General features: G+C 36.4%; 21 protein-coding genes and 1 riboswitch. Of the genes, 7 read left to right on the plus strand and 14 right to left on the minus strand.

Features of this window, described 5'->3' with window-relative positions:
- The 12 genes from SP041_RS19505 to menA all read right to left on the minus strand — a co-directional run.
- Positions 1–1,071, minus strand: a 1,071-nt coding sequence (locus SP041_RS19505; RefSeq protein ID WP_137297995.1) for a glycosyltransferase, incomplete at its 3' end; no start/stop codon positions are given.
- Positions 1,064–2,341 (minus strand): hypothetical protein, encoded by a 1,278-nt coding sequence (locus SP041_RS19510; protein WP_025563158.1) that lies wholly within the window; start codon positions 2,339–2,341, stop codon positions 1,064–1,066. The genes SP041_RS19510 and SP041_RS19505, both read right to left, overlap by 8 nt.
- Positions 2,331–3,137, minus strand: a complete 807-nt coding sequence (locus tag SP041_RS19515; RefSeq protein WP_025563159.1) for a hypothetical protein — start codon at positions 3,135–3,137, stop codon at positions 2,331–2,333. Before SP041_RS19515 ends, SP041_RS19510 begins: the two co-directional genes overlap by 11 nt.
- 75 nt (positions 3,138–3,212) lie before the next feature.
- Positions 3,213–3,581: an RNA-binding S4 domain-containing protein gene (locus tag SP041_RS19520; protein WP_025563160.1), complete on the minus strand. Its 369-nt coding sequence runs from the start codon at positions 3,579–3,581 to the stop codon at positions 3,213–3,215.
- A 30-nt stretch (positions 3,582–3,611) separates the two neighbouring features.
- Complete coding sequence (gene thiH, locus SP041_RS19525) at positions 3,612–4,730, minus strand: 2-iminoacetate synthase ThiH (RefSeq protein ID WP_025563162.1); 1,119 nt, start codon at positions 4,728–4,730, stop codon at positions 3,612–3,614.
- Positions 4,727–5,527, minus strand: a complete 801-nt coding sequence (locus tag SP041_RS19530; RefSeq protein WP_025563163.1) for a thiazole synthase — start codon at positions 5,525–5,527, stop codon at positions 4,727–4,729. Before SP041_RS19530 ends, thiH begins: the two co-directional genes overlap by 4 nt.
- Before the next feature lie 3 nt (positions 5,528–5,530).
- The gene (gene thiS, locus SP041_RS19535) at positions 5,531–5,731 is read right to left on the minus strand and encodes a sulfur carrier protein ThiS (protein WP_025563164.1); all 201 of its coding nucleotides are present in this window, start codon (positions 5,729–5,731) and stop codon (positions 5,531–5,533) included.
- Positions 5,732–5,758: 27 nt separating this feature from the next.
- Positions 5,759–6,508, minus strand: a complete 750-nt coding sequence (locus SP041_RS19540) for a HesA/MoeB/ThiF family protein (protein WP_025563165.1) — start codon at positions 6,506–6,508, stop codon at positions 5,759–5,761.
- A 21-nt stretch (positions 6,509–6,529) separates the two neighbouring features.
- Positions 6,530–8,038, minus strand: a complete 1,509-nt coding sequence (gene thiE / locus SP041_RS19545) for a thiamine phosphate synthase (protein ID WP_025563166.1) — start codon at positions 8,036–8,038, stop codon at positions 6,530–6,532.
- 190 nt (positions 8,039–8,228) lie between these two features.
- On the minus strand, positions 8,229–10,223 hold the full coding sequence (gene thiC, locus SP041_RS19550; protein ID WP_025563167.1) for a phosphomethylpyrimidine synthase ThiC: 1,995 nt from the start codon (positions 10,221–10,223) through the stop codon (positions 8,229–8,231).
- A 94-nt stretch (positions 10,224–10,317) separates the two neighbouring features.
- A riboswitch (TPP riboswitch) is annotated at positions 10,318–10,454 on the minus strand.
- 987 nt (positions 10,455–11,441) lie between these two features.
- Positions 11,442–13,535, minus strand: a complete 2,094-nt coding sequence (fusA, locus tag SP041_RS19555; protein WP_025563168.1) for an elongation factor G — start codon at positions 13,533–13,535, stop codon at positions 11,442–11,444.
- 204 nt (positions 13,536–13,739) lie between these two features.
- Positions 13,740–14,654 (minus strand): 1,4-dihydroxy-2-naphthoate octaprenyltransferase, encoded by a 915-nt coding sequence (menA, locus tag SP041_RS19560; RefSeq protein WP_025563169.1) that lies wholly within the window; start codon positions 14,652–14,654, stop codon positions 13,740–13,742.
- Positions 14,655–14,795: 141 nt separating this feature from the next.
- Here menA and SP041_RS19565 point away from each other — a divergent pair, with 141 nt between their 5' ends.
- The 5 genes from SP041_RS19565 to SP041_RS19585 all read left to right on the plus strand — a co-directional run bounded on the left by SP041_RS19565 (position 14,796) and on the right by SP041_RS19585 (position 20,392).
- Positions 14,796–16,130, plus strand: a complete 1,335-nt coding sequence (locus SP041_RS19565; RefSeq protein WP_025563170.1) for an isochorismate synthase — start codon at positions 14,796–14,798, stop codon at positions 16,128–16,130.
- Positions 16,131–16,140: 10 nt separating this feature from the next.
- A complete protein-coding gene (gene menD / locus SP041_RS19570; protein ID WP_137297996.1) occupies positions 16,141–17,904 on the plus strand; it encodes a 2-succinyl-5-enolpyruvyl-6-hydroxy-3-cyclohexene-1-carboxylic-acid synthase in 1,764 nt (587 codons plus the stop codon).
- The gene (gene menH / locus SP041_RS19575; protein ID WP_137297997.1) at positions 17,891–18,676 is read left to right on the plus strand and encodes a 2-succinyl-6-hydroxy-2,4-cyclohexadiene-1-carboxylate synthase; all 786 of its coding nucleotides are present in this window, start codon (positions 17,891–17,893) and stop codon (positions 18,674–18,676) included. Before menD ends, menH begins: the two co-directional genes overlap by 14 nt.
- A gap of 32 nt (positions 18,677–18,708) precedes the next feature.
- A complete protein-coding gene (menB, locus tag SP041_RS19580) occupies positions 18,709–19,551 on the plus strand; it encodes a 1,4-dihydroxy-2-naphthoyl-CoA synthase (protein WP_170968578.1) in 843 nt (280 codons plus the stop codon).
- Positions 19,552–19,789: 238 nt separating this feature from the next.
- Positions 19,790–20,392, plus strand: a complete 603-nt coding sequence (locus tag SP041_RS19585) for a peroxiredoxin C (RefSeq protein WP_137297998.1) — start codon at positions 19,790–19,792, stop codon at positions 20,390–20,392.
- A 336-nt stretch (positions 20,393–20,728) separates the two neighbouring features.
- Here the strand turns inward: SP041_RS19585 and SP041_RS19590 are convergent, their stop codons facing one another.
- Complete coding sequence (locus SP041_RS19590) at positions 20,729–21,034, minus strand: cytochrome c (RefSeq protein WP_025565470.1); 306 nt, start codon at positions 21,032–21,034, stop codon at positions 20,729–20,731.
- A gap of 356 nt (positions 21,035–21,390) precedes the next feature.
- Here SP041_RS19590 and SP041_RS19595 point away from each other — a divergent pair, with 356 nt between their 5' ends.
- Positions 21,391–21,621, plus strand: coding sequence for a YheU family protein (locus SP041_RS19595; RefSeq protein WP_025565471.1), 231 nt, complete (start codon positions 21,391–21,393; stop codon positions 21,619–21,621).
- Between the two features lie 225 nt (positions 21,622–21,846).
- Positions 21,847–22,485 carry a cAMP-activated global transcriptional regulator CRP gene (gene crp / locus SP041_RS19600; protein WP_025565472.1) on the plus strand — a complete coding sequence of 213 codons (639 nt, stop codon included), beginning with the start codon at positions 21,847–21,849 and terminating at the stop codon, positions 22,483–22,485.
- 77 nt (positions 22,486–22,562) lie between these two features.
- Here the strand turns inward: crp and SP041_RS19605 are convergent, their stop codons facing one another.
- Positions 22,563–22,808 carry a hypothetical protein gene (locus SP041_RS19605; protein WP_025565474.1) on the minus strand — a complete coding sequence of 82 codons (246 nt, stop codon included), beginning with the start codon at positions 22,806–22,808 and terminating at the stop codon, positions 22,563–22,565.
- Positions 22,809–23,618 lie beyond the last annotated feature (810 nt).

Below are 23,618 nucleotides of genomic sequence, written 5' to 3' on the forward strand. Positions count from 1 at the left end.
AATGTGAATAGAATTAAAAATATTAACTGTATTTTTAGCATTTTCTTTCATAGCTATATGAATATGTTTTGGTTTGTTTATATGATTAATTATTTTTTTAGTTGCATCTAAATAATTAGTAACTAAATAACCATTTTCATTTTCTTTAATATAATCAATTTGCCCCCCTTTTTTTGACGAAACGACTAAAATACCACGAGCTAAGGACTCAACAAGAGCATAGCAAAAGGTTTCGCTACCAGTCATTCCTGAAATAGCCAGATCCATATTATCTATTATATTAAAAAGTTTTTTCTTACCTAACATCCCATGTAAAACGATCCCTTCCTTACATAAACCATTACCATCAAATAAAAGGTGCTGACACTCCCCATAGCCAACACTATGCGATGAATATAACTCTACCCCACCAAAAATATTAAGTTCAACATTAATATTTTGTTTTTGAAGCTCATGAAATATGTTTATAACTTCTGGTAACCCCTTATTAATAGAAGGAAAGCTTAAAAACGCAATTCGTAGTTTTTTTTGTAGAACAGGGTAATTATCAATAGTTAAAAAATTATTATAATCTTGCTTTATGCTGTTATGAATCCAATTAAAATAATTTAATGCTAACGGAGTGAATTTGATAGTTTTCCAACTTTTCAAGAAGTGATATTTACTGACAAAAATGACTTTATCAATATAACCTTCCCGACAAATTCTATATAATTTTTTAACATCAATCCAATTATGACACCAATAAACGACTTGTTTTCCTAACCTAATCTTATTATTAAATATACTAAACCCATGTCCAACTATTATTACAAAGTCGGAAGTATTAGTTTTGCACATAAGTAAAAAATCACATTCAGATTCAATATGGGTATATTTTACTTGGTCGCTTTTTAACTTGTCTTTAAGAACAAACTTACAGTTACCGCAAATTTCAATGCAAAAACCAATTGTTGCTAATTCATAGGCTAAATTAAGCAAAGAAAGTAATGTTCCTGAACCACCTTCTAGATTTAATTGCTCCTCTGTTTTCAATTCAGGATCTGGACAATAAAAAACTATTTTAGTCAATATATGACTCCTTCATCGCCATACTTTTTAAATAGAATAACTTGAAAAATATGATAATTAACGTTTGAATTAAAAAGGAAATTCCAATCGCCCATAACCCTATAGTTTCAATACTAAAAAATATAATTGTAACGTAGAGAACATTAACAAAAAATAACATACATATATCTTGTTTTATTTTGCCTACAGCCATAAATAATACATGTATAAAAACAAACGCGGTGCCAATTGAATGAGCAATCAAATATAAAACAGTTTCATTTACAAATAACTTAAGTTCACTCAAATAAAGAATATCTAGTAAGGGAGTCATTGAAAATAAAATCCAAAGTAGAATTATTCCAAGCAGAAATAAAAACAACATTCTTTTAGAGCTTTCAATCGCAAATAGCAATGCTATATTTATATTTTTATCTTTAGCAAGAATTGTTAATTCAGGGAGTAATATTTGGCTAATAGGCCTAACAATAAACCCTAAAATACTTCCAATCTTTTTAATTAAATCAAAGATACCTGCCGAACTTGCTCCTAAAAAAAAGACAACTAATAAGCGGTCTAAATGGGAAATAGGAAGATCTAAAATTGACTTAATATTAACCAAGAAGCTATATTTTACAAATCCATCAATATGATTTTTTTTAATTCTTAATTTTATCCCCATATTTTTAGTAATCCAAATCCCACATAAATACCTTGCAAGATTAATTAATATATTTAATTTTATTAATGCGATTATATAAACAGCTAAAGACAACTCGAAATAAAACGCTGCAATTGTTAATCCCAACTTTAATAGAGCTTCTATTAACTCAAAAAAAGCTTGCTTATAAAACATAGATAAACACCGAAATAAACCAAGCGGCATACTAATTTGATTAAAGAAAATATAAAAAACAAAATATGGAGCTGTAGTTGTTAAAGGGCCTTCGGTTACCCCTATATATTTAAAAAAATACTCATAAGATATAAAATAAACTATCGCACCAAATATAGAAGTATATAAATCTATTTCTATCGTTTTTAAAATTATGTTCCCTTGCTTTTGTTGACATTCTGGTCGATACCAGTATTGAATAAATGATTGCCATGGTTGCATATTAAAAATAACATTTATCATATTAGCAAATATAAATATTGAGACAAAATATCCGTAGTTTTGAATTCCATATGTTGTAATTAAGACAGGAGCAATAATAACTCCTACACCCAAGGCTATTACATTACTTATAAATAATGGAGTTGATTTAACAAAAACAGTCTTAATTTTCACTTTTTTTCAATCCAAAATACACATTCAATTCTTTTTTACACCCATGTTGAAAGTAAAAAAACTTATCTTTAAAGTCTATGGGCCTTGTCCGACCATAACCGATTGGGAGCTTATCAAAACGACTAGTTAGCATTAAGAACAGCTTTATAATTATCATATAAGAACGCTTAGAGTTAAGTTTAGACAATAAAAATATGGGGAGTAAGTTTATATATTTTGAAGATGCTAATGCAAATTTCATTTCAGGTGATATTTCATTATCTGTTAATTTGATATCTGTTAATTTTTTAATAAATTGAGGTATTTCTTCTGTTTTCATAATCATAAATGATTGCTGCATTGGCTGTGGAGTTCCCTTTCCATCACCAAACATTATTCCATTTTTCATATGTTCAATACAATATTCTACAATTCCATCGCCATATATTAAGGCATCCTGTTCAATATAAACCCAATAATCTACCTCACAAGTTAAAGCATACATCATCCCCATCATATGAGCTCTTGTTACTCCTGCATATTTTCCAAGGTGATTTGTTGAGTGTCCTGCATTGCAATCTAAAGAAACTATTTCTAAGATCTTATCGTTACAAGATAAATCAGGTTTGATAGGGGAGGCTGAATCTACAATTAATATTTTTTTAGGATAAGTAAATTTATTCACAGCTGCTAACCATGATAAAAAAAAATCTTTACTTCTTATTTCATCATCACCGAGTAAAACATCTCTCATATCTTTTTGCTCAAGATTTTTACACCACCAACCAGTCGTAATTACATATTTATACTCTTTCATTATTTACCTATAAAAGTCTCGATATTTCTTTGAAGAACACTTAAAGTAAATTTCACTACTTTAAATAATATCGAATTAAAAACTAATCGGCTTGCGTGGTTTTTTCGTTTTAGGTGCAGCCGTTGTATTGCTTAAATTAGGCTGAGCCGATGCTTCATATTCTGTCTTCAGTTGTGTTTCCTCTACAACTTCATAACCTTCCGTTTCACCTGCAATGGCAATATGTAAATATTGTTCATTAAAATAAATCAAATCACCTGCATAAATCTTTTTACGTTTTTGCGTTTCTACTTCGCCATTAAGTGACACATATCCTTCTGAAATAGCTTGCTTGGCTTCTCCACCACCTGAGACTAGATTAGCGATTTTTAATATTTTATACAGCGCAGTTGGTTCTTCACGTATTTCAACTAATGTTGCAAAGACCTCTTCTTGATCGGACATGTTTTATTCTCATTTATAATTTATTGGTAGTTACTTACCCGTTAAGCTGTGATCCCAGTCTTTCCAAACCACTTCATAACCTTGGGCTTTAACTAGTTCAGCCATTACTGCCGGAGAGCGCTCGTCACTTATTTCAAATTGCTCAAGGGCTTTGTCTGCTTGTTCTGCATATCCGCCTGGTTGTGTACTTGACCCAGCACTGAGTGATGTAATGCCTAAAGGTAACACATGATCCCTAAAATGTTCAGATTCACGTGTCGATAGTGATAATTCAACTTCAGGGTTAAATAAACGATATGCGCAAATCAATTGTACTAGTTCTTTATCATCCATCACTGATTTTATTTCCATACCCCCTTCACAGGGACGCAAACGAGGAAATGAAATAGTATAACGGCTTTGCCAGTATTTTTTCTCAAGATACGTTAAATGTGCTGCTACATAAAAACAATCTGTGCGCCATTCTTCCAAACCGATTAAACTACCTAAGCCCATTTTATGAATACCCGCTTCACCTAGTCGATCATGCGTATCTAATCTGTAGATAAAATCAGATTTTTTACCTTTTAAATGGTGCTCAGCGTAGGTCACTGGGTTATAGGTTTCTTGATAGACTAATACTGCATTGACTCCATATTCAATTAATTCACTGTATTCGTCTTGATCAAGTGGTTGTACTTCGATGGTAATGTTTGCAAAGTGCTTTTTGATAACAGGTAAAGCTTGTTTGAAATAATCCATGCCTACTTTACGTTCAGACTCTCCCGTTACAATTAATATATGTTCAAAGCCCATTTTTTTAATCGCTAAACATTCATTTTCAATTTCTTGCATGTCTAAGGTTTTACGACGTAATGCGTTGTGCATTGAAAAACCACAATAAGTGCAAATATTACTGCACATATTCGAGAGATAGAGTGGAATATAAAACTGTTGCGTTTTACCAAATCGTTGCAAAGTTAACTGTTGTGATTTTTGCGCCATTTGCTCTAAATAAGGTTCAGCAGCTGGACTTATTAACGCTTTAAAATCTTCCAAGTCTAAACGCGACTTTGATAACGCACGTTGCACATCCGATGCGGTTTTAGCATAGATAGACATGCGGATATCATCCCATTGATACTCTTTTATTTTTTCACTAAAAGTCACAGGCTTGCCTCGAGAAATGCAGTTAATGGACTTGAGGCAACGGCTTGTGTGCTTTGCCCACCTAAACCCGCTAAATAAGCTTGGCGACCTGCTTGTACCGCTTTTGCGAAGGCTTCACTCATGGCAACAGGATTACCTGAGACTGCAATGGCAGTATTGACTAACACCGCATCGGCGCCCATCTCCATTGCAAGTGCTGCGTGAGATGGGCTACCTAATCCTGCATCCACAATCACTGGAATATTAGCTTGTTCGATAATTATTTCTAAAAAGTCAGCCGTTTTAATGCCTTTATTTGAACCAATAGGAGCGCCTAACGGCATTACAGCAGCACAACCGGCAGCCTCTAAATGTTTACACAACACAGGATCTGCATGCACATAAGGTAAAACAATAAACCCTTTATTAGCTAACATTTCAGCCGCTTTTAAGGTTTCAATCGGATCAGGTAATAAGTATTTAGGATCTGGATGAATTTCTAATTTAACCCAGTTAGTTTGTAATGCTTCACGTGCGAGTTCAGCAGCAAATACCGCTTCTTTCGCATTACGAGCACCCGATGTATTAGGTAATAACTTCATGCCATTTTTAATTAATGGTGCAAGGATATCATCATCACGGTGTTGCATATCCACACGCTTTAAGGCCATTGTGACTAACTCTGACTGTGATGCTTTTAAGGCAGCGACCATGGTTTGTTGATCGTTAAATTTTCCTGTGCCAGTAAACAAACGAGAAGAGAAAGATTTATCTCCAATAACTAACTGATCGTTTTTATTCATTTCATCAAATAACATGATTTATCCACCTGCAATAGCTTGAAATAGAGAGATTTTGTCACCCTCATTAATAATAGTGTTCGCCCAATGAGAGCGACTGATAATATCTTGATTGACCGCAACAGCACTGCCGATAAAGGGTTTATCTAAATGTGTTAATAGTTGCTCTATATTTGTATTTTCAGCGAGCTCTATCGTTTGTTCATTAACGTGTATTTTCATCTAACTTTCACCCTCAATTCGGCCTAATTAATGCTGTCCACATACTGTGCATTTTGGATCTTTGTTAATCGTAAAGGTTTGCCAATCAAGAGACTTACCATCGAACAACTTTAATTTGTTTTTAATGCCTGATGGTAAACCCACAAAGTACTTAATTGCTTCCAACGCTTGCAGTGTACCGATAGTGCCAACCACAGGACCGATAATGCCAGCGTTACTGCAATTGAGAGTTTGCTCTTCTGAACTTGGAAATAGGCAGTGGTAACAAGGGGAATCAGTTTCGCTATGGTCAAAGAACATTAACTGCCCTTCAAAGCGTATTGCAGCCCCCACAATTAACGGTACTTTTGCATCGACACAGGCTTTATTGATCAACTGTCGACTCGCCATATTGTCAGTGCAATCCAACACTAAATCAGCCATGATCAATTCCATGGTCAATTGCATTTCTGGCATGGCTTTATTGATACTGCGGACTTTAATTTCTGGATTAATTTGCTGCAATTTACGTTTAGCGACTTCTACTTTTGCTTCACCAATATCATCACTTTGATAAGAAATTTGGCGCTGTAGGTTACTCACTTCAATATGGTCAAAATCATTCAACACAATATGACCGACACCTGCAGCAGCAAGATATAATGAAGCCGGTGAACCTAAGCCTCCCATCCCAATAATAAGTACCTTGGCATTTTTGAGGGCCTGTTGACCCGTTTCTCCAACATCTTCTAATAATAGATGGCGGCTATAACGTAATAATTCATCGTCATTCAACATGCTTTTATCCTCTGCTCACTACTAACACATGATTTCATTAAACTGATTAATCACCTGTTTAGGGTCATCTGCTAATGTAATTGCAGTCACTACCGCAATACTACCAATCCCCGTTTGCCATACTGCTGGAGCGCGCTCTAAATTAATGCCTCCAATAGCAACGGTTGCCATATCTGACATTAAGTTCGCATACTTAGATAAACGCGTTAACCCTTGAGGGTCGGAAGGCATATCTTTCGTTTGCGTTGGGAAAATATGCCCTAGTGCGATATAACTTGGTTTAAGCTGCCTTGCTCGTAACATTTCATAATAACCATGTGTACTTAACCCTAAACGCAACCCCGCATCTGCAATTAACGGTAAATCAGCTACATCCATGTCTTCTTGACCTAGATGCACACCGTAAGCATTATGTTTGATGGCTAACTGCCAATAATCATTTATAAATAATCGTGCGTCATACTGTTTACCTAACGCAATCGCATCAATAATTTGTTGCTCTACTTGTTCTGGTTGTTTATCTTTAATACGCAACTGCAATGTTTTTACACCCAGTTTCAATACGCGCTCTACCCATTCAACAGAATCGACAACGGGATATAAACCTAATTTAATGGTGTCACAAGGTTCGAAACCAGGACCCGCTTCTAAGTTACCAGGTAGGTCTAGCTCATAGCCAATACTTGATTCGGGTAAAACGACTTCAGGAAAATCATCACGCTGCGTTGGCCAACCACAATGCGCCACAGAACCTTCACCAGCACCGAGTGCTTTAGAGGCTTTTAAGCCTTGGTATAAATAAGCTTTTGCAATGACTAGCGCATCTTCAATAAAGTAATCTAAGGCCATTGTTGCAGCAATGGCACTGGCTAAGGTACAACCTGTGCCGTGCGTATGTACATTGTCTAAACGAGGGCTTGTTAATGCGATTTCTCTTTTACCATCACTCCAATAATCAAGCGCGATGTCATCTACCAGCTCAAAATGGCCGCCTTTAATTAAGACACTACCACAGCCCATGCTAACTAATTTATCCACAGCAGGTTTAAATGACTCGCCAGAAATTAAGGCATGGCCAGATAAGGTTAATACTTCATTCGCATTAGGTGTTAATAGATCTATCTGAGGCAGTAATTGCGTTTTAATAATCTCATTAATGCCCTCTTCAGCCATTTCATCACCGGTTGATGCAACCGAAACAGGGTCATAAATAACAAATGGCTTACGTGACCAAGTTTGTTTGTAGAGTGCCAATTGCTGTGCAAGAATTCTGACATGCTCAACACTCGCTAGTAGACCGATTTTAATTACTTTAGCAGGCATATCTTCGGCTAAACTGGCTAATTGTTGTGTGAACATTTTTTCAGACACACTCTCAACTAACTGAACAGCTTGTGAGTTTTGTGCCGTTACCGCGGTGATCACTGAGCAACCGTCTGCCCCTAAATCATGAAACGTATAAAGGTCCGCTTGAATACCCGCGCCTGCACTAGAGTCTGATCCTGCAATTGTCCACACTATATTGTTCATATTTAACCTTAAGTTTGTCTTAGTTATTCGTGATTAATCACCAGTGATTACTGACAATTAACCATTTATATTTATTGAATATTGTACGGAAATTAGCACCAAGAGGTTTACTTTAATTCACTTAGAAAGTGTTCATCAATAAAAATGAACGAGCACTTTCTATGGTGAGTTAGATAAAACCTAACAACGATTAAGCTTTATCGAGTACTGGTGGTTGATATATTTCAGCACCACTGTCAGTAAACTCTTTGGCTTTAAGCGCCATCCCTTCTTCCGCAGTCATACCTGTGGTCATAACAATGGTTTCATCAAGAATCTTAATATTGATTTCACCTGAATCTAACTTCGCCGTAAAATCACGTACGTCCTGTGTAATTTTCATGGAGCAGAATTTTGGGCCACACATTGAACAAAAATGCGCAACTTTACCTGACTCCTGCGGTAACGTTTCATCATGGTATTCACGCGATGTGACAGGGTCTAACCCTAGATTGAATTGGTCTTCCCAACGGAATTCAAAACGAGACTTAGATAAAGCATTGTCTCGTATTTGCGCACCAGGATGGCCTTTCGCTAAATCAGCCGCATGCGCTGCAATTTTGTAAGTAATTAAACCCACTTTTACATCATCTTTATTAGGTAACCCTAAATGTTCTTTTGGTGTGACATAACACAGCATTGCGCAACCATACCAACCGATTTGGGCGGCGCCGATACCAGACGTAATATGATCGTAACCCGGAGCAATATCAGTAGTTAGTGGACCTAATGTGTAGAAAGGCGCTTCAAAACATTCGGTTAATTGCTTATCCATATTTTCTTTGATCATTTGCATTGGGATATGACCTGGACCTTCGATGATTACTTGTACATCGTATTCCCACGCCACTTTAGTTAACTCACCTAATACTTCTAATTCAGAGAATTGTGCTTGATCATTGGCATCAGCAACAGACCCCGGACGTAAACCATCACCCAGTGATAACGACACATCGTACTGCTGACAAATTTCACAGATTTCACGGAAGTATTCATAAGCAAAGTTTTCTTTATGGTAAGTCAAACACCATTTCGCCATGATTGAACCACCACGTGAAACGATACCCGTGACACGCTTTGCCGTCATCGGTACAAAACGTAACAATACGCCAGCATGAATGGTAAAATAATCCACGCCTTGCTCTGCTTGTTCAATTAACGTATCGCGAAACACTTCCCATGTTAAATCTTCCACCACGCCATTTACTTTTTCTAATGCTTGATAAATCGGTACGGTACCGATTGGCACTGGCGAGTTACGTAGGATCCATTCACGCGTTTCATGAATATTACGCCCTGTTGATAAATCCATTACCGTGTCACCACCCCAAAGCGTTGACCAAACCAACTTCTCCACTTCTTCTTCGATTGAAGATGACACAGAAGAGTTACCAATATTAGAGTTCACTTTCACTAAGAAATTACGACCAATGATCATTGGCTCTAATTCAGGATGGTTAATGTTTGATGGAATGATCGCTCGGCCTCTAGCCACTTCTGAACGTACAAACTCTGGCGTAATCGATTCCTGTAAATTCGCGCCGTAGCTTTGCCCTGCATGTTGTGAGTGTAATGCCTCACACTTTATACGGTCACGACCTTGGTTTTCACGAATGGCAATGTATTCCATTTCTGGTGTGATAATACCCTGACGCGCGTAATGCAATTGCGTCACACATTGACCTTTTTGTGCACGTAATGGCTTAGGTAAGTTGGCGAATCGTAATTCATCTAATGAATCATCGGCTAAACGTGTTTGTGCAAACTCTGAGGTAACACCATCAAGGGCTTCAACATCATCACGCGCTTCTATCCAACTTTGGCGTAGTTTCGGTAGTCCCGCATGAACATCAATTTTGGTGTTCGGATCAGTATAAGGGCCAGACGTATCGTAAACTGGAATCGGTTCATTTTTTTCATAGACCGGATTTTCTTCACTGCCACCAACAAATGTATCGGTTTGGTGAATCTGACGCATCGCGACTTTGATCGGATGAATATCACCATCAATAAATATTTTTTCAGAATTCGGATAAGACTCATTATTCAAATTTTGAATATAATCTTGTGCCGCTTGGCGTGATTCACGACGAGATAGACCTTTACGATCAGTGGTTTTTAACGTTGAATTAATTTCTTTAGACATAGCATTCTTTACCTAGTTTAATATAAACGGCTTATAAAAGATTGCTTGTCGAATAGGTGTGGAAGTTAAAAAATACCCAAGATTGGAAATAAACAGATATTTTCTACTTGTTCCCTACGTAGGTATTAGCCTATTCAGGTTCCACGGATCCCACGTAACTGCTTTTTAAACACAATTACTTATGTGGTCTCAGCCTTTGGGAAATTCCCATTAGCACTCCGACAAGATGCGGGCATTATAGAAGAAAAAATGCGCAAGTAAACTACAATGACAAAATGCTAACAATTCAATCACTTTTAAACACTACGTTTACAACGACTAGACAGAGCTAGATTAATAATACGCCTATTTTTTCAGCTTTAACTTTCTCGACTTATTTTGGGTATTAGAGCATCAGATACTGAACTAGGGTAAGGCATGGTGTTTTGAACTCCATAGAGAACTGAACACGAATGGAAGTCGCAGAGCTTCTCCGCCCATAACGCTAGACTGCCATCTAATTCGCCCTGCAGCATTGTGCATAATGAACTGAAGTAAATATCTAAACATATTTAGACAAATTAGCAGGCATAAAAAACCTAATAACTTACGTCATTAGGTTTTATCAACTTTAAAATATTTTCTTTTTTATCCTAACTAATTAGGAAAGAAATTATTTTTTAGCTGCAGCTTTTTCAGCTTTAACTTTCTCGACTTATTTTGGGTATTAGAGCATCAGATACTGAACCAGGACAAGGCATAGTGTTTTGAACTCCATAGAGAACTAAACACGAATAGAAGTCGCAGAGCTTATCCGCCCATAACGCTAGACTGCCGTCTAATTCGCCCTGCAGCATTCTACGTAGTGAACTGAAGTAAATATCTAAACATATTTAGACAAATTAGCAGATATAAAAAAAACCTAACAACTTACGTTATTAGGGTTTATCAACTTTAAAATATTTTCTTTTTTATCCTAACTAATTAGGAAAGAAATTACTTCTTAGCTGCAGCTTTTTCAGCTTTAACTTTCTCGACTTATTTTGGGTATTAGAGCATCAGATACTGAACCAGGACAAGGCATAGTGTTTTGACCGCCATAGAGAATTGAACACGGCCTGAAGTCATTGTACGTAGTGAACTGAAGTAGATATCCAAGTATTTATGAAGTTCTAGTTACAAAAAAGCCCCAATAATTTTCATTATTGGGGCTTAAGAAAAATTTTAACTAGTTAAGAATTACTTCTTAGCTGCAGCTTTTTCAGCTTTAACTTTCTCGATCACAGCATCAGATACTGAACCAGGACAAGGCATGTAGTTTTTGAACTCCATAGAGAACTGACCACGGCCTGAAGTCATTGTACGTAGTGAACCGATGTAACCAAACATTTCTGAAAGAGGTACGTCAGCTTTAATACGAACACCAGAAGCACTAGGCTCTTGACCAGCGATCATACCACGACGACGACTAAGGTCACCGATTACATCACCAACATGATCATCAGGAGTGAACACGTCTACAGCCATCATAGGCTCAAGAAGTTGTGCGCCTGCTTTAGGGATAGACTGACGGAATGCACCACGTGCTGCTAATTCAAATGCTACTGCAGATGAATCCACGGCGTGGAAACCACCATCGTAAAGTTCAACTTCAACATCAAGTACAGGGAAACCAGCAAGAACACCAGTATCCATCATGCTTTTAAAGCCTTTCTCGATAGCTGGGAAGAATTCTTTAGGTACGTTACCACCAACAACAATTGATTTAAACGCAAAACCAGAACCAGGTTCGCCAGGCTTGATACGGTAATCAATTTTACCGAATTGACCAGAACCACCAGATTGTTTCTTATGTGTGTAAGAATCTTCGATTGCTTGTGTGATTGTTTCACGGTAAGCAACTTGAGGTTCACCAACAACTAAATCAACGCCGTATGTACGCTTAAGGATATCAACTTTGATATCTAAGTGAAGCTCACCCATACCAGACAGGATTGTTTCACCTGAATCGATATCAGTTTCAACTTTAAATGTAGGATCTTCTGCAACCATTTTACCAATCGCAATACCCATTTTCTCAGTAGAACCTTTATCTTTTGGTGTAACAGAGATAGAGATTACTGGGTTAGGGAAAACCATTGCTTCTAGAATGATTGGGTCTTTTGGATCACATAATGTATGACCAGTTTGAACGTTACCTTTCATACCAACGATAGCGATGATATCGCCCGCTTGTGCAGAAGTAAGTTCGTTACGATCATCAGCTTGCATTTCACACATACGACCAACACGCTCAGTTTTACCTGTAGCAGCGTTCATGATGGTATCGCCTTTCTTCAATGTACCTGAGTAGATACGTACGAAAGTTAATGAACCAAAACGGTCATCTGTGATTTTAAATGCTAGTGCTTTAAAGCTTTCTTCAGCAGAAACTAGTGCGAATTTACCATTTGGCTCGCCTTCTTCATCTGTAAGAGGTTGAGGATCAACTTCTGTAGGTGAAGGTAGGTAATCAACAACAGCGTCAAGAATGTTTTGAACACCTTTGTTTTTAAATGCAGAACCACAGTAAGTAGGGAAGAACTCCATTGTACGAGTACCTTTACGGATACAGCGTTTAATGTCTTCTAAAGACGGCTCTTCGCCTTCAAGGTATGCTTCAAGTAGATCATCATCTTGACCTAGTGCTTCTTCAAGCAACATTTCACGGTATTCTTCTACTTTATCAACCATGTCCGCAGGAACATCAGTGATTTCGTAGTTTTCAGGAAGACCAGAGTCATCCCAAATGTATGCTTTACGTGTTAATAGATCAACAACACCACAGAAGTCATCTTCTATACCGATTGGTAGAACCATAACAAGTGGGTTAGCACCTAATACGTCTTGCGTTTGTTTAACTACGCGGTAAAAATCAGCACCCATACGGTCTAATTTGTTTACGAAGATAATACGTGCAACTTTTGAGTCATTCGCGTAACGCCAGTTAGTTTCTGATTGTGGTTCAACACCACCAGAACCACAGAATACACCGATGCCGCCATCCAATACTTTAAGTGAACGGTAAACTTCAACTGTGAAGTCAACGTGTCCAGGAGTATCGATAACGTTAAAACGATGATCTTTCCAGAAACAAGTAACAGCAGCAGACTGGATAGTAATACCGCGCTCAGCTTCCTGTTCCATGAAGTCAGTTGTAGATTCGCCATCATGTACTTCACCAGTTTTGTGGATCTGTCCAGTAAGTTTCAAGATACGCTCTGTAGTAGTAGTTTTACCCGCATCAACGTGCGCGAAAATACCAATGTTTCTGTATTTACTTAAATCTGTCATTTTTTATACTCTGTATGTAAAAAATTGGAGGCTATATTCCCGCGGCATTATACAATCTTTGTAGTTAAACAGAACACAGTATTTAGAAAAAAGCGGAAATATGTTGTTTTTTTCGGCTTTATTTTGTCATGTTTTATGAAAATAGTAAAAAAAACCGAAATCACTGGTTTTAAAACCAGTCATTAGAGGGATAATTAAACAATATCAAGTGATCAAGGCAATTGTAAATAATACCGAAAATACAAACGTACTGACCGCTGTATTTTTAAGCTGTTCATTAAAAACAGCCCCACCGTGCTCATCTTTATTAATCGCTTCGGAAATTTCAATACAGCTTTTAATTAATGGGCTAGCAATTAACAAAAATAGATACTGCCAAAATTGACTATCTGGTAAGTGGTAAATGTATATTGCACTGCATAACATAGCAGTAACGATAAGTAATAAGTGATAAATAAATGCTTTTTTGCGCCCTAACAAAACAACTAAAGTAATTTTATTCGCCTCTGTATCACTATAAAAGTCACGTATATTATTAACATTTAAGACTGCAGCACTTAATAAACCAACACTGAACGCGGGTAATAAAATAGAGGCTGGTAATGATAGCGCCTGTAAATAAAAGCTCCCTAACACACCTAATAATCCAAAAAACATAAAGACCGCTATATCGCCCATTGCTCGATATCCATAAGGTAATTTACCCATGGTATAAGTAATAGCAGCGATAATAGCTGCCGCACCTAACCCTAGAAAAATTAACCAGTGGTGGAGGTCGTTAGCAAAAGAGAGTTTAAGCAATGATATGCCTGATATTAAACATGCTGCTGTCACAATAAGAATTGCTTTTTTCATCGCACTTGCAGTAATAAGCCCGGTTTGCATCGCTCTTGCTGGCCCCACTCGTTGCTCATCCGCTCCGGTTAGTGCATCACCATAATCATTTGCTAAATTAGATAATATTTGTAATAACAAAGCGGTTAACAAGGACAACAAAAATATCCCAGGGTTAAATATTTGATGTTGTTGTGCTAACCCACCAGCCACAATAATAGACGCAGCAGCTAAAGGTAAAGTACGTAATCGACATGCTTGGATCCAGACTTGAAGTCGCTTCACTAAAAAATCCTATAAAATGAGGGTTATAATTTTGGTTAATAATACGATTTATTAACAGCACTCTTTTATTAACAATGCTATGAATGAGGTTAATATCGCGCTACATTAACAAACATAAATGGATAAATATACCGCTGACTTATGAACCAAGACACGTACCAATTTCAACTAATCCAAGATGAATTAATACAGCAATTACAATCATTTAGTATTGCTCATGGTCAATATCCTGACAAAAATTTAAATGTGGTAATTAATGCTATTCCTTTGCTTCCTTTATTAAAAGGACAAAACATAGCCATTAAACAAGATCCTAACTTATTGCCTCGTATTTACTGGCAAAATAAAGAGCAAAATAAAACACTCGCCAGCTTCGGGGCCATTGAGAAGCTAGATCATATACCTAAAGCAACTAACGATGAATTTTATTTAGGCGGATTAGCGTTTCAACAACAAGGAGAACAATGGCAAGATTTTCCCGCCACTCTATTTATTCGCCCCTTAATTGTATTTCAAGTACTACAGCAAACATCACAACAAGAACAACAACAAGAATACAAAGTAATATTTCACTTTAATGGTCGTAATTCAGTTCAAGCCTCAATTAACACACTTAAATCATTAAATATTCCACACCCTTTAGCCCCATTCACACCACAATTATTAACACGTCAAGATACACCAAACAAAGATCAATGGGCTGATTTAGTCGAACTAGCAATAGAATATAAAGCCTTGTTACCTAAAGTGGTGTTATCACGACAAACCGAAGTATGCTTCGATGCGCCTATCGACACGTGGGATATGATGGCTCTATGGCAACAGGCTAACCCAAATAGCTTTCACTACTTGTTACAATTTTCTAGTCAACGCAGTTTTATGAGCTGCTCACCTGAACGTTTATTTTTACGTCAGCAACAACAAATTACAACAGAGGCGCTGGCCGGCACGATTAATAGAGGGCGCGATCAACGCGAGGACGAACTGTTATTACAAAGTTTGTTAAATGACAAAAAAATAGATCGAGAAAACCACATCGTTCAAGAATTTATTGTTGCTAATTTAAAACAACTCAAAGCGCAAGTCACTTGCTCACCCGCCCATGTAATGCAATTACAAAATGTGCAGCATTTATGTGTTCCGATCAAAGCACAATTAACAAAAGACACGCAAGATAGTCATCTATTACATAAGTTACATCCGACACCAGCAGTCGGTGGAATCCCTAAATTGCCTGCATTACAATTTATTAATGATAACGAACCTTATAATAGAGGTTGGTATGCGGGTGCGGTTGGTTGTATAAGTGAACATGAAAGTGATTTCAGTGTCGCAATACGAAGTGCTTTAGTGAGTGAAAACTGCATTAAATTATTCGCAGGTGCAGGTATTGTCACAGGTTCTATTGCAGAGCAAGAATGGCAAGAACTCGATAATAAAATACAAACTATTTTAACAATATTAGGTACACAGTAGAGGACTCTCGATGGCGCAGGTAGAGAAACACAATACCTTCACTCATAAGCATCATAATATTAATTTGTTATGGGCCAGTTTATTTATTGAAGAATTAGTACGCCATGGTATTAGTGATTTTTGTATTGCGCCAGGTTCACGTTCAACACCGCTAACCTTAGCGGCAGCTAAACATCCTAATGCTAAAACACATGTACACTTTGACGAGCGAGGTCTAGGGTTTCTTGCTTTAGGGTTAAGCCAAGCATCAGCTAAACCTGTAGTAATTATCGTCACATCAGGAACCGCCGTTGCCAATTTATATCCAGCAGTCATAGAAGCTAAGCAAAGCCATATCCCACTTATTATTATTTCTGCAGATAGACCACCAGAACTCATCGACTGCACTGCGAATCAAGCAATTGAACAACACAAAATTTTTGCCGATTACCCAGTGTTTTTTTGCCAAATACCAAGTCCAACAACGTCTATTAAAAGCAATTTTTTATTAACAACCATTGACCAAGGTTTATTTCAACAAGGTATGACGTTAGGTCCAATTCATTTTAATATGGCGTTTACCGAACCCTTTTATCCTCAAAATGAAACAATAGATTTCAACACTTATTTAAGTAGCTTAAAAGGATGGGAAACTCACCAATCTCCTTTTACTGTGTATCATCATGCTAATAGCGCTGCGCAACATAACGCTCTTTCAAGCCATGTATTTCCAGAAAGCCAAAAAATCGACTTAAATGCTCAAAGGATACTGGTTGTTGTAGGCCGTATTAAAGATAAAAAGCAAGCATTGGCGATTGAACGGTTTTGTATCCAGTCGAATTTAGTATTGTTTTCAGATGTTCAATCGCAACTACAGGCCTCACCTCACAATATAAATGGCTATGACTTATTATTAGAGAATGAAAACTTTAAGCAACTAGTGCAACAAACCGATCTTATCTTACAATTTTCTGATCACTTAATAAGTAAACGTTTAAGCCAATTAATCAGTTCATCTACCGCCACTATTTGGGAAATATCAGAGCATAAACAACGCCTTGATCCTAGCCATTGTGTAGGGCAACGTTTTGTTACCTATCCAAGTTGTTTTATTCAACAAGTGTCTAATAGTAAAAGTATAGATAACACTTGGTTTAATAAAGTAAACCGTTATAAAACCACGTTAACGACCATCACTAATGAATATGTAACAGACGATAAAATCAGTGAAATTAACTGTGCAACTTATGTGCTCAATCGAAGTACTAACAATATAGTATTAGCTAACAGTATGGCCATTCGCTTAGCCGATATGTTCGCACAAACAGAGGCGCATATTTATAGTAATCGAGGAGCAAGCGGTATTGATGGATTAATTGCAACGGCTGTCGGTATTGCTAAAAATAATCATATCGCTACCAGCCTATTGATTGGCGATACTTCTTTTTTATATGATTTGAACTCGTTAACTTTACTAAAACAATTACAACAACCTTTTGTGATTGTGCTATTGAACAATGACGGTGGCGGTATTTTTAATTTATTACCCGTCCCTGAGTCTGAGAAACAGGTATTTTATCAATTACCACATGGTTTAACCTTCAAAAATACCTGTGATCAATTTTCAATTAACTATCAACAACCAACGACTTTCTCTGAATTTAAAACCGATTACCAAGATGCACTTATTACTAAAGACAATAAAACAACGTTAATTGAAGTGTGTGTCAACAATCAATTAACAGCAACTCAGTTACAAGCTATCAAGGAGCAGTTACAACATGCCATTATATAGTGAACAACAAGGTTCAAATCAAAACCCTACTTTAGTTTTTTTACACGGATTTTTAGGTAACAGGGAGGATTGGCAAAGCACTATCGAAGAACTTAAAAATGATTTTCATTGTGTCACCATTGATTTACCTGGTCACGGTCGTTCGGTTAGTAGCGCTGTGGCATTAGAAGATGGTTTTGGCAGTTGTCATCGACTGATTAAATTTGCCTTAGATGCACTAGAGATTAAGTCTTTCACTTTAATTGGTTACTCACTAGGTGGCCGCATTGCATTAGATTATGCACGTACTCAGAACGACCCTCGATTGAAGCACTTAATATTAGAGTCTTGTCATGTAGGACTAGATAACGACCAAGATAAAAAAAAGCGTTATCAATTTGATCATCATTGGGCAGAACGATTTTCTACACAATCAATCGAAGAAAGTTTATATCAATGGTATGAACAGCCTATTTTTGATGATTTAAGCGATCAGCAAAAAGATGCCACAATTGAAAAAAGAAATCATAATTATGGTGTCTTTTTAGCTAATATGTTGCTTTCAACTAGCCTTGCCAATCAACAATGTTCACTGCCATTTTTAAATAAAACAACACTACCTATTTCTTATTTTTATGGACAAAAAGATACCAAATTTACAGGTATAGCAGCACTCATTCCACAAACAAAAAATATAAAAATCCAATGTTTTAATGGTCTAGGTCATAACACACATCAACAAGACCCAATAAACTACGCGAACAACATTAAACATATACTTTTAGATGATTAATAATTTTACCTAATTTAATGATGGGAGCCGCGATGAACGAATCAGACTTATATGTAAAGATACAATGGCAAGCTAGCTCTTTAGCATTTGACGATATTTATTATCATAAAGCAGATGGTATCGCTAAAATTACTATCAATCGTCCACAAGTTCGCAACGCTTTTCGCCCGCATACGGTCAATGAAATGATGCAAGCTTTGAATGATGCGCGTTACGACCAAGATATAGGTGTCATTATTCTAACAGGAGAAGGTGATCTCGCATTCTGCTCAGGCGGCGATCAAAGTGTACGTGGTGATTCAGGTTATAAAGATGAGCAAGGTGGTCACCATCTCAATGTCCTCGATTTTCAACGCCAGATTCGTACTTGCCCTAAACCTGTTATTGCGATGGTAGCAGGTTATGCTGTGGGAGGGGGTCATGTGTTGCACATGATGTGTGATTTAACCATTGCCGCTGACAACGCCCAATTCGGTCAAACAGGTCCTAAAGTTGGTTCTTTTGACGGTGGTTGGGGGGCGAGTTATATGGCACGTATTGTAGGTCAAAAGAAAGCACGTGAGATCTGGTTTCTTTGTCGCATGTACGATGCTCAAGAAGCGGTCGATATGGGGTTAGTAAATACCGTTGTCCCGTTAAATGAGCTTGAGCGAGAAACTGTAAAATGGTGCCGTGAAATATTACAAAATAGCCCAATGGCATTACGTTGCCTAAAAGCTGCACTCAATGCAGACTGTGATGGCCAAGCAGGATTACAAGAGTTAGCCGGTAATGCAACGATGCTTTTCTATATGAGTGAAGAAGGTCAAGAAGGACGAAATGCTTTTAATGAAAAGCGTAAGCCAGACTTTAGTAAATATTCAAGAAATCCATAATTGATTTTCTTTAATAAATATTTAACACTACTCATCTAAGATAAATCCGTACACTAATTGTACGGATAGCCCTTAATATGTTTTTAAACACATCGAATTTAAAACATATTAATAGCTAATCTCTATCAAGTTAATTGATAAAACAATTCCATAAACCATTAATTTAACGCATCATAGGCGGTTATGGCTAATCAACACTGCCATTACAACATTTTTAATTAATATATAGGAAAATCCCATGGTATTAGTAGGCAAGAAAGCTCCGGACTTTACAGCAGCAGCAGTACTAGGTAACGGCGAAATTGTAGACAGTTTCAACTTAAAAGAATTCTCAAACGGTAAAGAAACAGTAATCTTCTTTTATCCATTAGATTTCACTTTCGTATGCCCTTCTGAACTAATTGCTTTTGACAAGCGCTTTGGTGATTTTCAGGCTCGTGGTGTTGAAGTTATTGGTGTATCAATCGATTCACAATTTTCTCATAATGCATGGCGTAACACTGCTATCAATGATGGCGGTATCGGTGCAGTTCAATACCCACTAGTTGCGGATGTTAAGCATGAAATCTGTAAAGCATACGATGTTGAATTAGAAGAAGCAGGCGTTGCATTACGTGGTTCATTCTTAATCGACAAAAACGGTGTTGTTCGTCACCAAGTAGTTAATGATCTACCTTTAGGTCGTAACATCGATGAAATGTTACGTATGGTTGACGCATTACAATTCCATGAAGAGCACGGTGAAGTTTGTCCTGCACAATGGGCAAAAGACAAAGCTGGTATGGAAGCTTCTCCAGAAGGCGTAGCAAAATACCTATCTGGTCACTCTGACGACCTATAATCAATTCTGTATTTGATTATTAATAAAATGGCCTCTTTGAGGCCATTTTTGATCGTGCAGTTTATTCTCTATGACTTAAAGTTTTAATTAAAACATTAAGTCATGTTTATAAGTAACCTCAGTTCTAGATAAGCAAAGCGATACAACACCGCTATTTCTGCGGATTTCTTCATTAAATTATCTATCAATAACCCATTATTACTTCAATAATTCGCCTTGAACTACGCAAAACTAACGACACTGACTAGTAAAGAATATAACCTTATGATTTTAAATACAATTCCGCTTTCATTAACCAGAATTGAGGTTAAGTACTTATAAAAAATAGTATGTTGATTATTTTAATGATGAATAATAGGCCGCAAGATTAGCGATATCATCGTCACTTAATAAAGCGGCTTGCCCAGTCATAACCGCAGCCATTCCACCTTGACGCTGACTTTCTTTATACGCTTTTAATGCAGAAACAAGGTAAGCTTCTTTTTGACCTTTAAGGTTAGGATAAATCGGTATAGCAGAGATGCCTTCTGCACCATGACATGCAGCACAAACCGCAGATTTAGCTTTACCTGCATCAATATCAGCGGCATGAGTAAATAAAGGAAGACCTACGAATAATAATCCAAGTAACTTTTTGTTCATTTTAATTCCTCTTAAAACCATTGTTTTATGCACTTCCAATGTAATCATTTATAAATAAATTGATATGATATAAATCATTAATAGCATCAATATTAACTTATATATTTTTAGATATGCCATTTAACTATATATAGTAAATCATATACCGTAAAATTTTGTTCTGTTTACACGTGCTTTAAAACCTATGCTATACATGTATTTTAGTTCATTTTGTGGCATTAAGTTTTGATGGATAATTTTTTTTAATGAACTATAAAGTAAGCTATTACTTATTGTTTTTTTAGTCATTCTTTTAACAAACTCTTACTTCACTAGTAAATTAATGTATTGTTAAATAAAAGACTAAATGAGCCCCTATGAAAATACCTTATCAACAACTTGATGAAACGACACTAAATAATTTAATTGAACAATATATTTTACGGGAAGGCACAGATTACGGTGAAGTTGAGTTTTCATTACAAGAAAAAACTGAGCAAATTACACAGCAAATAAAAAATGAAGATATTTATATTCTGTATTCAGAGCTAAATGAAAGCGTAACATTAGTTAGTAAACAAGAGTTTCAACAAACACAAATAAAATGAGTTTATTGCGTTTCTTGCTAAAATCAGTGTGCTCTAGTACATAATTTAAAAGCAAGCTTATAATTAAGCCTTATTTATGACAAAGATCTAATTTATTGCACAACTAATACTCATAAATATTACAGAGTTTGAAAAAAAAACGATACAATTCATACATAACTATTTTTAGTGCAACAAATTAAAAGAAATAGCGATTAGCTATTCACTACAGACAAAGGGAAGTTTATGATCATCACCAAACCTCAAACCGATCCAACGTTAGAATGGTTTTTATCACACTGTCATACACATAAATACCCAGCAAAAAGCATGCTAATCCACGCAGGTGAAAAAGCTGATACTTTATACTTTATTGTTAAAGGATCTGTTGCTGTTGTGATTAAAGATGAAGATGGAAAAGAAATGATTCTGTCTTACCTTAACCAAGGTGATTTCATTGGTGAATTAGGTTTATTCGATAAAGAAGAAAACCCAATTCGTAGCGCATCTGTAAAAGCTAAATCTGCCTGTGAAGTCGCAGAAATATCTTACAAGAAATTTACTCAGTTAATCACAGTGAACCCAGAAATTTTAATGCGTCTTTCTCGTCAAATGGCGAATAGACTACAAGTTACAAGCCAAAAAGTAGGTAACTTAGCATTCTTAGACGTAACTGGACGTATCGCGAACACGTTACTAGATTTAGCTAAACAACCAGATGCGATGACTCATCCAGACGGTATGCAAATCAAAATTACTCGTCAAGAAATTGGTCAAATCGTAGGTTGTTCACGTGAGACTGTTGGACGTATTTTGAAGATGTTAGAAGAGCAAGGTCTTATATCAGCTCATGGTAAAACAATCGTTGTATTTGGTACGCGATAGTTAGCCGATTAAATAAAATAAAAAAACCGCTTCATTGCGGTTTTTTTATTTTATAGAAATGTAATATAAAGAGTAAGCTAGTGCTTACGATAGCCATTGCGCACTAAATCCTGGCCTGTTTGAAAAACTTCTTCTGTTACCCAACGTGTCAATAGTAATTGATGCTTATCATCCAACACAGCGACAAATCTACGCCCATCTTTATTATTGGTAGCGAGTGCTAAACCAGACACATTGGATAATCCTAACCCACCACTTTCCACTAAGATTAAAAAACTTTCTAAGGCTTCCAAGTTAGTGATAATCTCTGTTTCATTACCCATATTTAAACTCTCTTATTTAACTCAATAATTTAAAAGATATTATAGTAATCCCACTGAATTACGAATCAATATTCTTTATCAAAAAAAATACAAGCTCCGTTCAGAGCCCACAAGTTAATGTATTAGAAAAGTTAATCATAATACAAACTTGTCCTCTATCTCCCTCAGAACACCGATAGCACTACAATTAATTGCTTAAGTAACATTCGCTGAATAAAGATAAATATTAATCCGTTAGCTTTACCTTTAATTTTTGGATTAATACCAATTTAATTAAATAAGTGTTCTAAATTTTACCTAGAAAAACGGCTTAGTTTAAAGCACAAGGTAAGATCTGTCGGAGAATCACTAAAAGAGGTTAATTCTTTAATGATTGTTCCCTTTAGGAAACTTATAATACCAATTCCGATAATTAAGTTTCCAGATTAGCCCAGTCTCTATAACATTGTGAGATGACTCCTACGGCTTACCTTTTAAAAAGTCGCAATATCAGTTCTACTTTTCCCTTGTAAGAAATGCGAGACAGCAAGTAATTCTAATCGTTGTCTCGCATTGGTTGTCGCATTAATTAATTTAACAAAATTGTGACTCACATTAGCTCCTTTGTAAGAAGCTTAATTATACCAATTCCGATAATTAAGTTTCCAGATTAGCCCAGTCTCTATAACATTGTGAGATGACTCCTACGGCTTACCTTTAAAAAAGTCGCAATATCAGTTCTACTTTTCCCTTCTAAGAAGTGCGAGACAGCGAGTAATTTTAATCGTTGTCTCGCATTGGTTGTCGCATTAATTAATTCAGCAAAATTGT

The sequence above is a fragment of the Psychromonas sp. SP041 genome, from assembly GCF_000470315.2.
GTDB lineage: Bacteria > Pseudomonadota > Gammaproteobacteria > Enterobacterales > Psychromonadaceae > Psychromonas.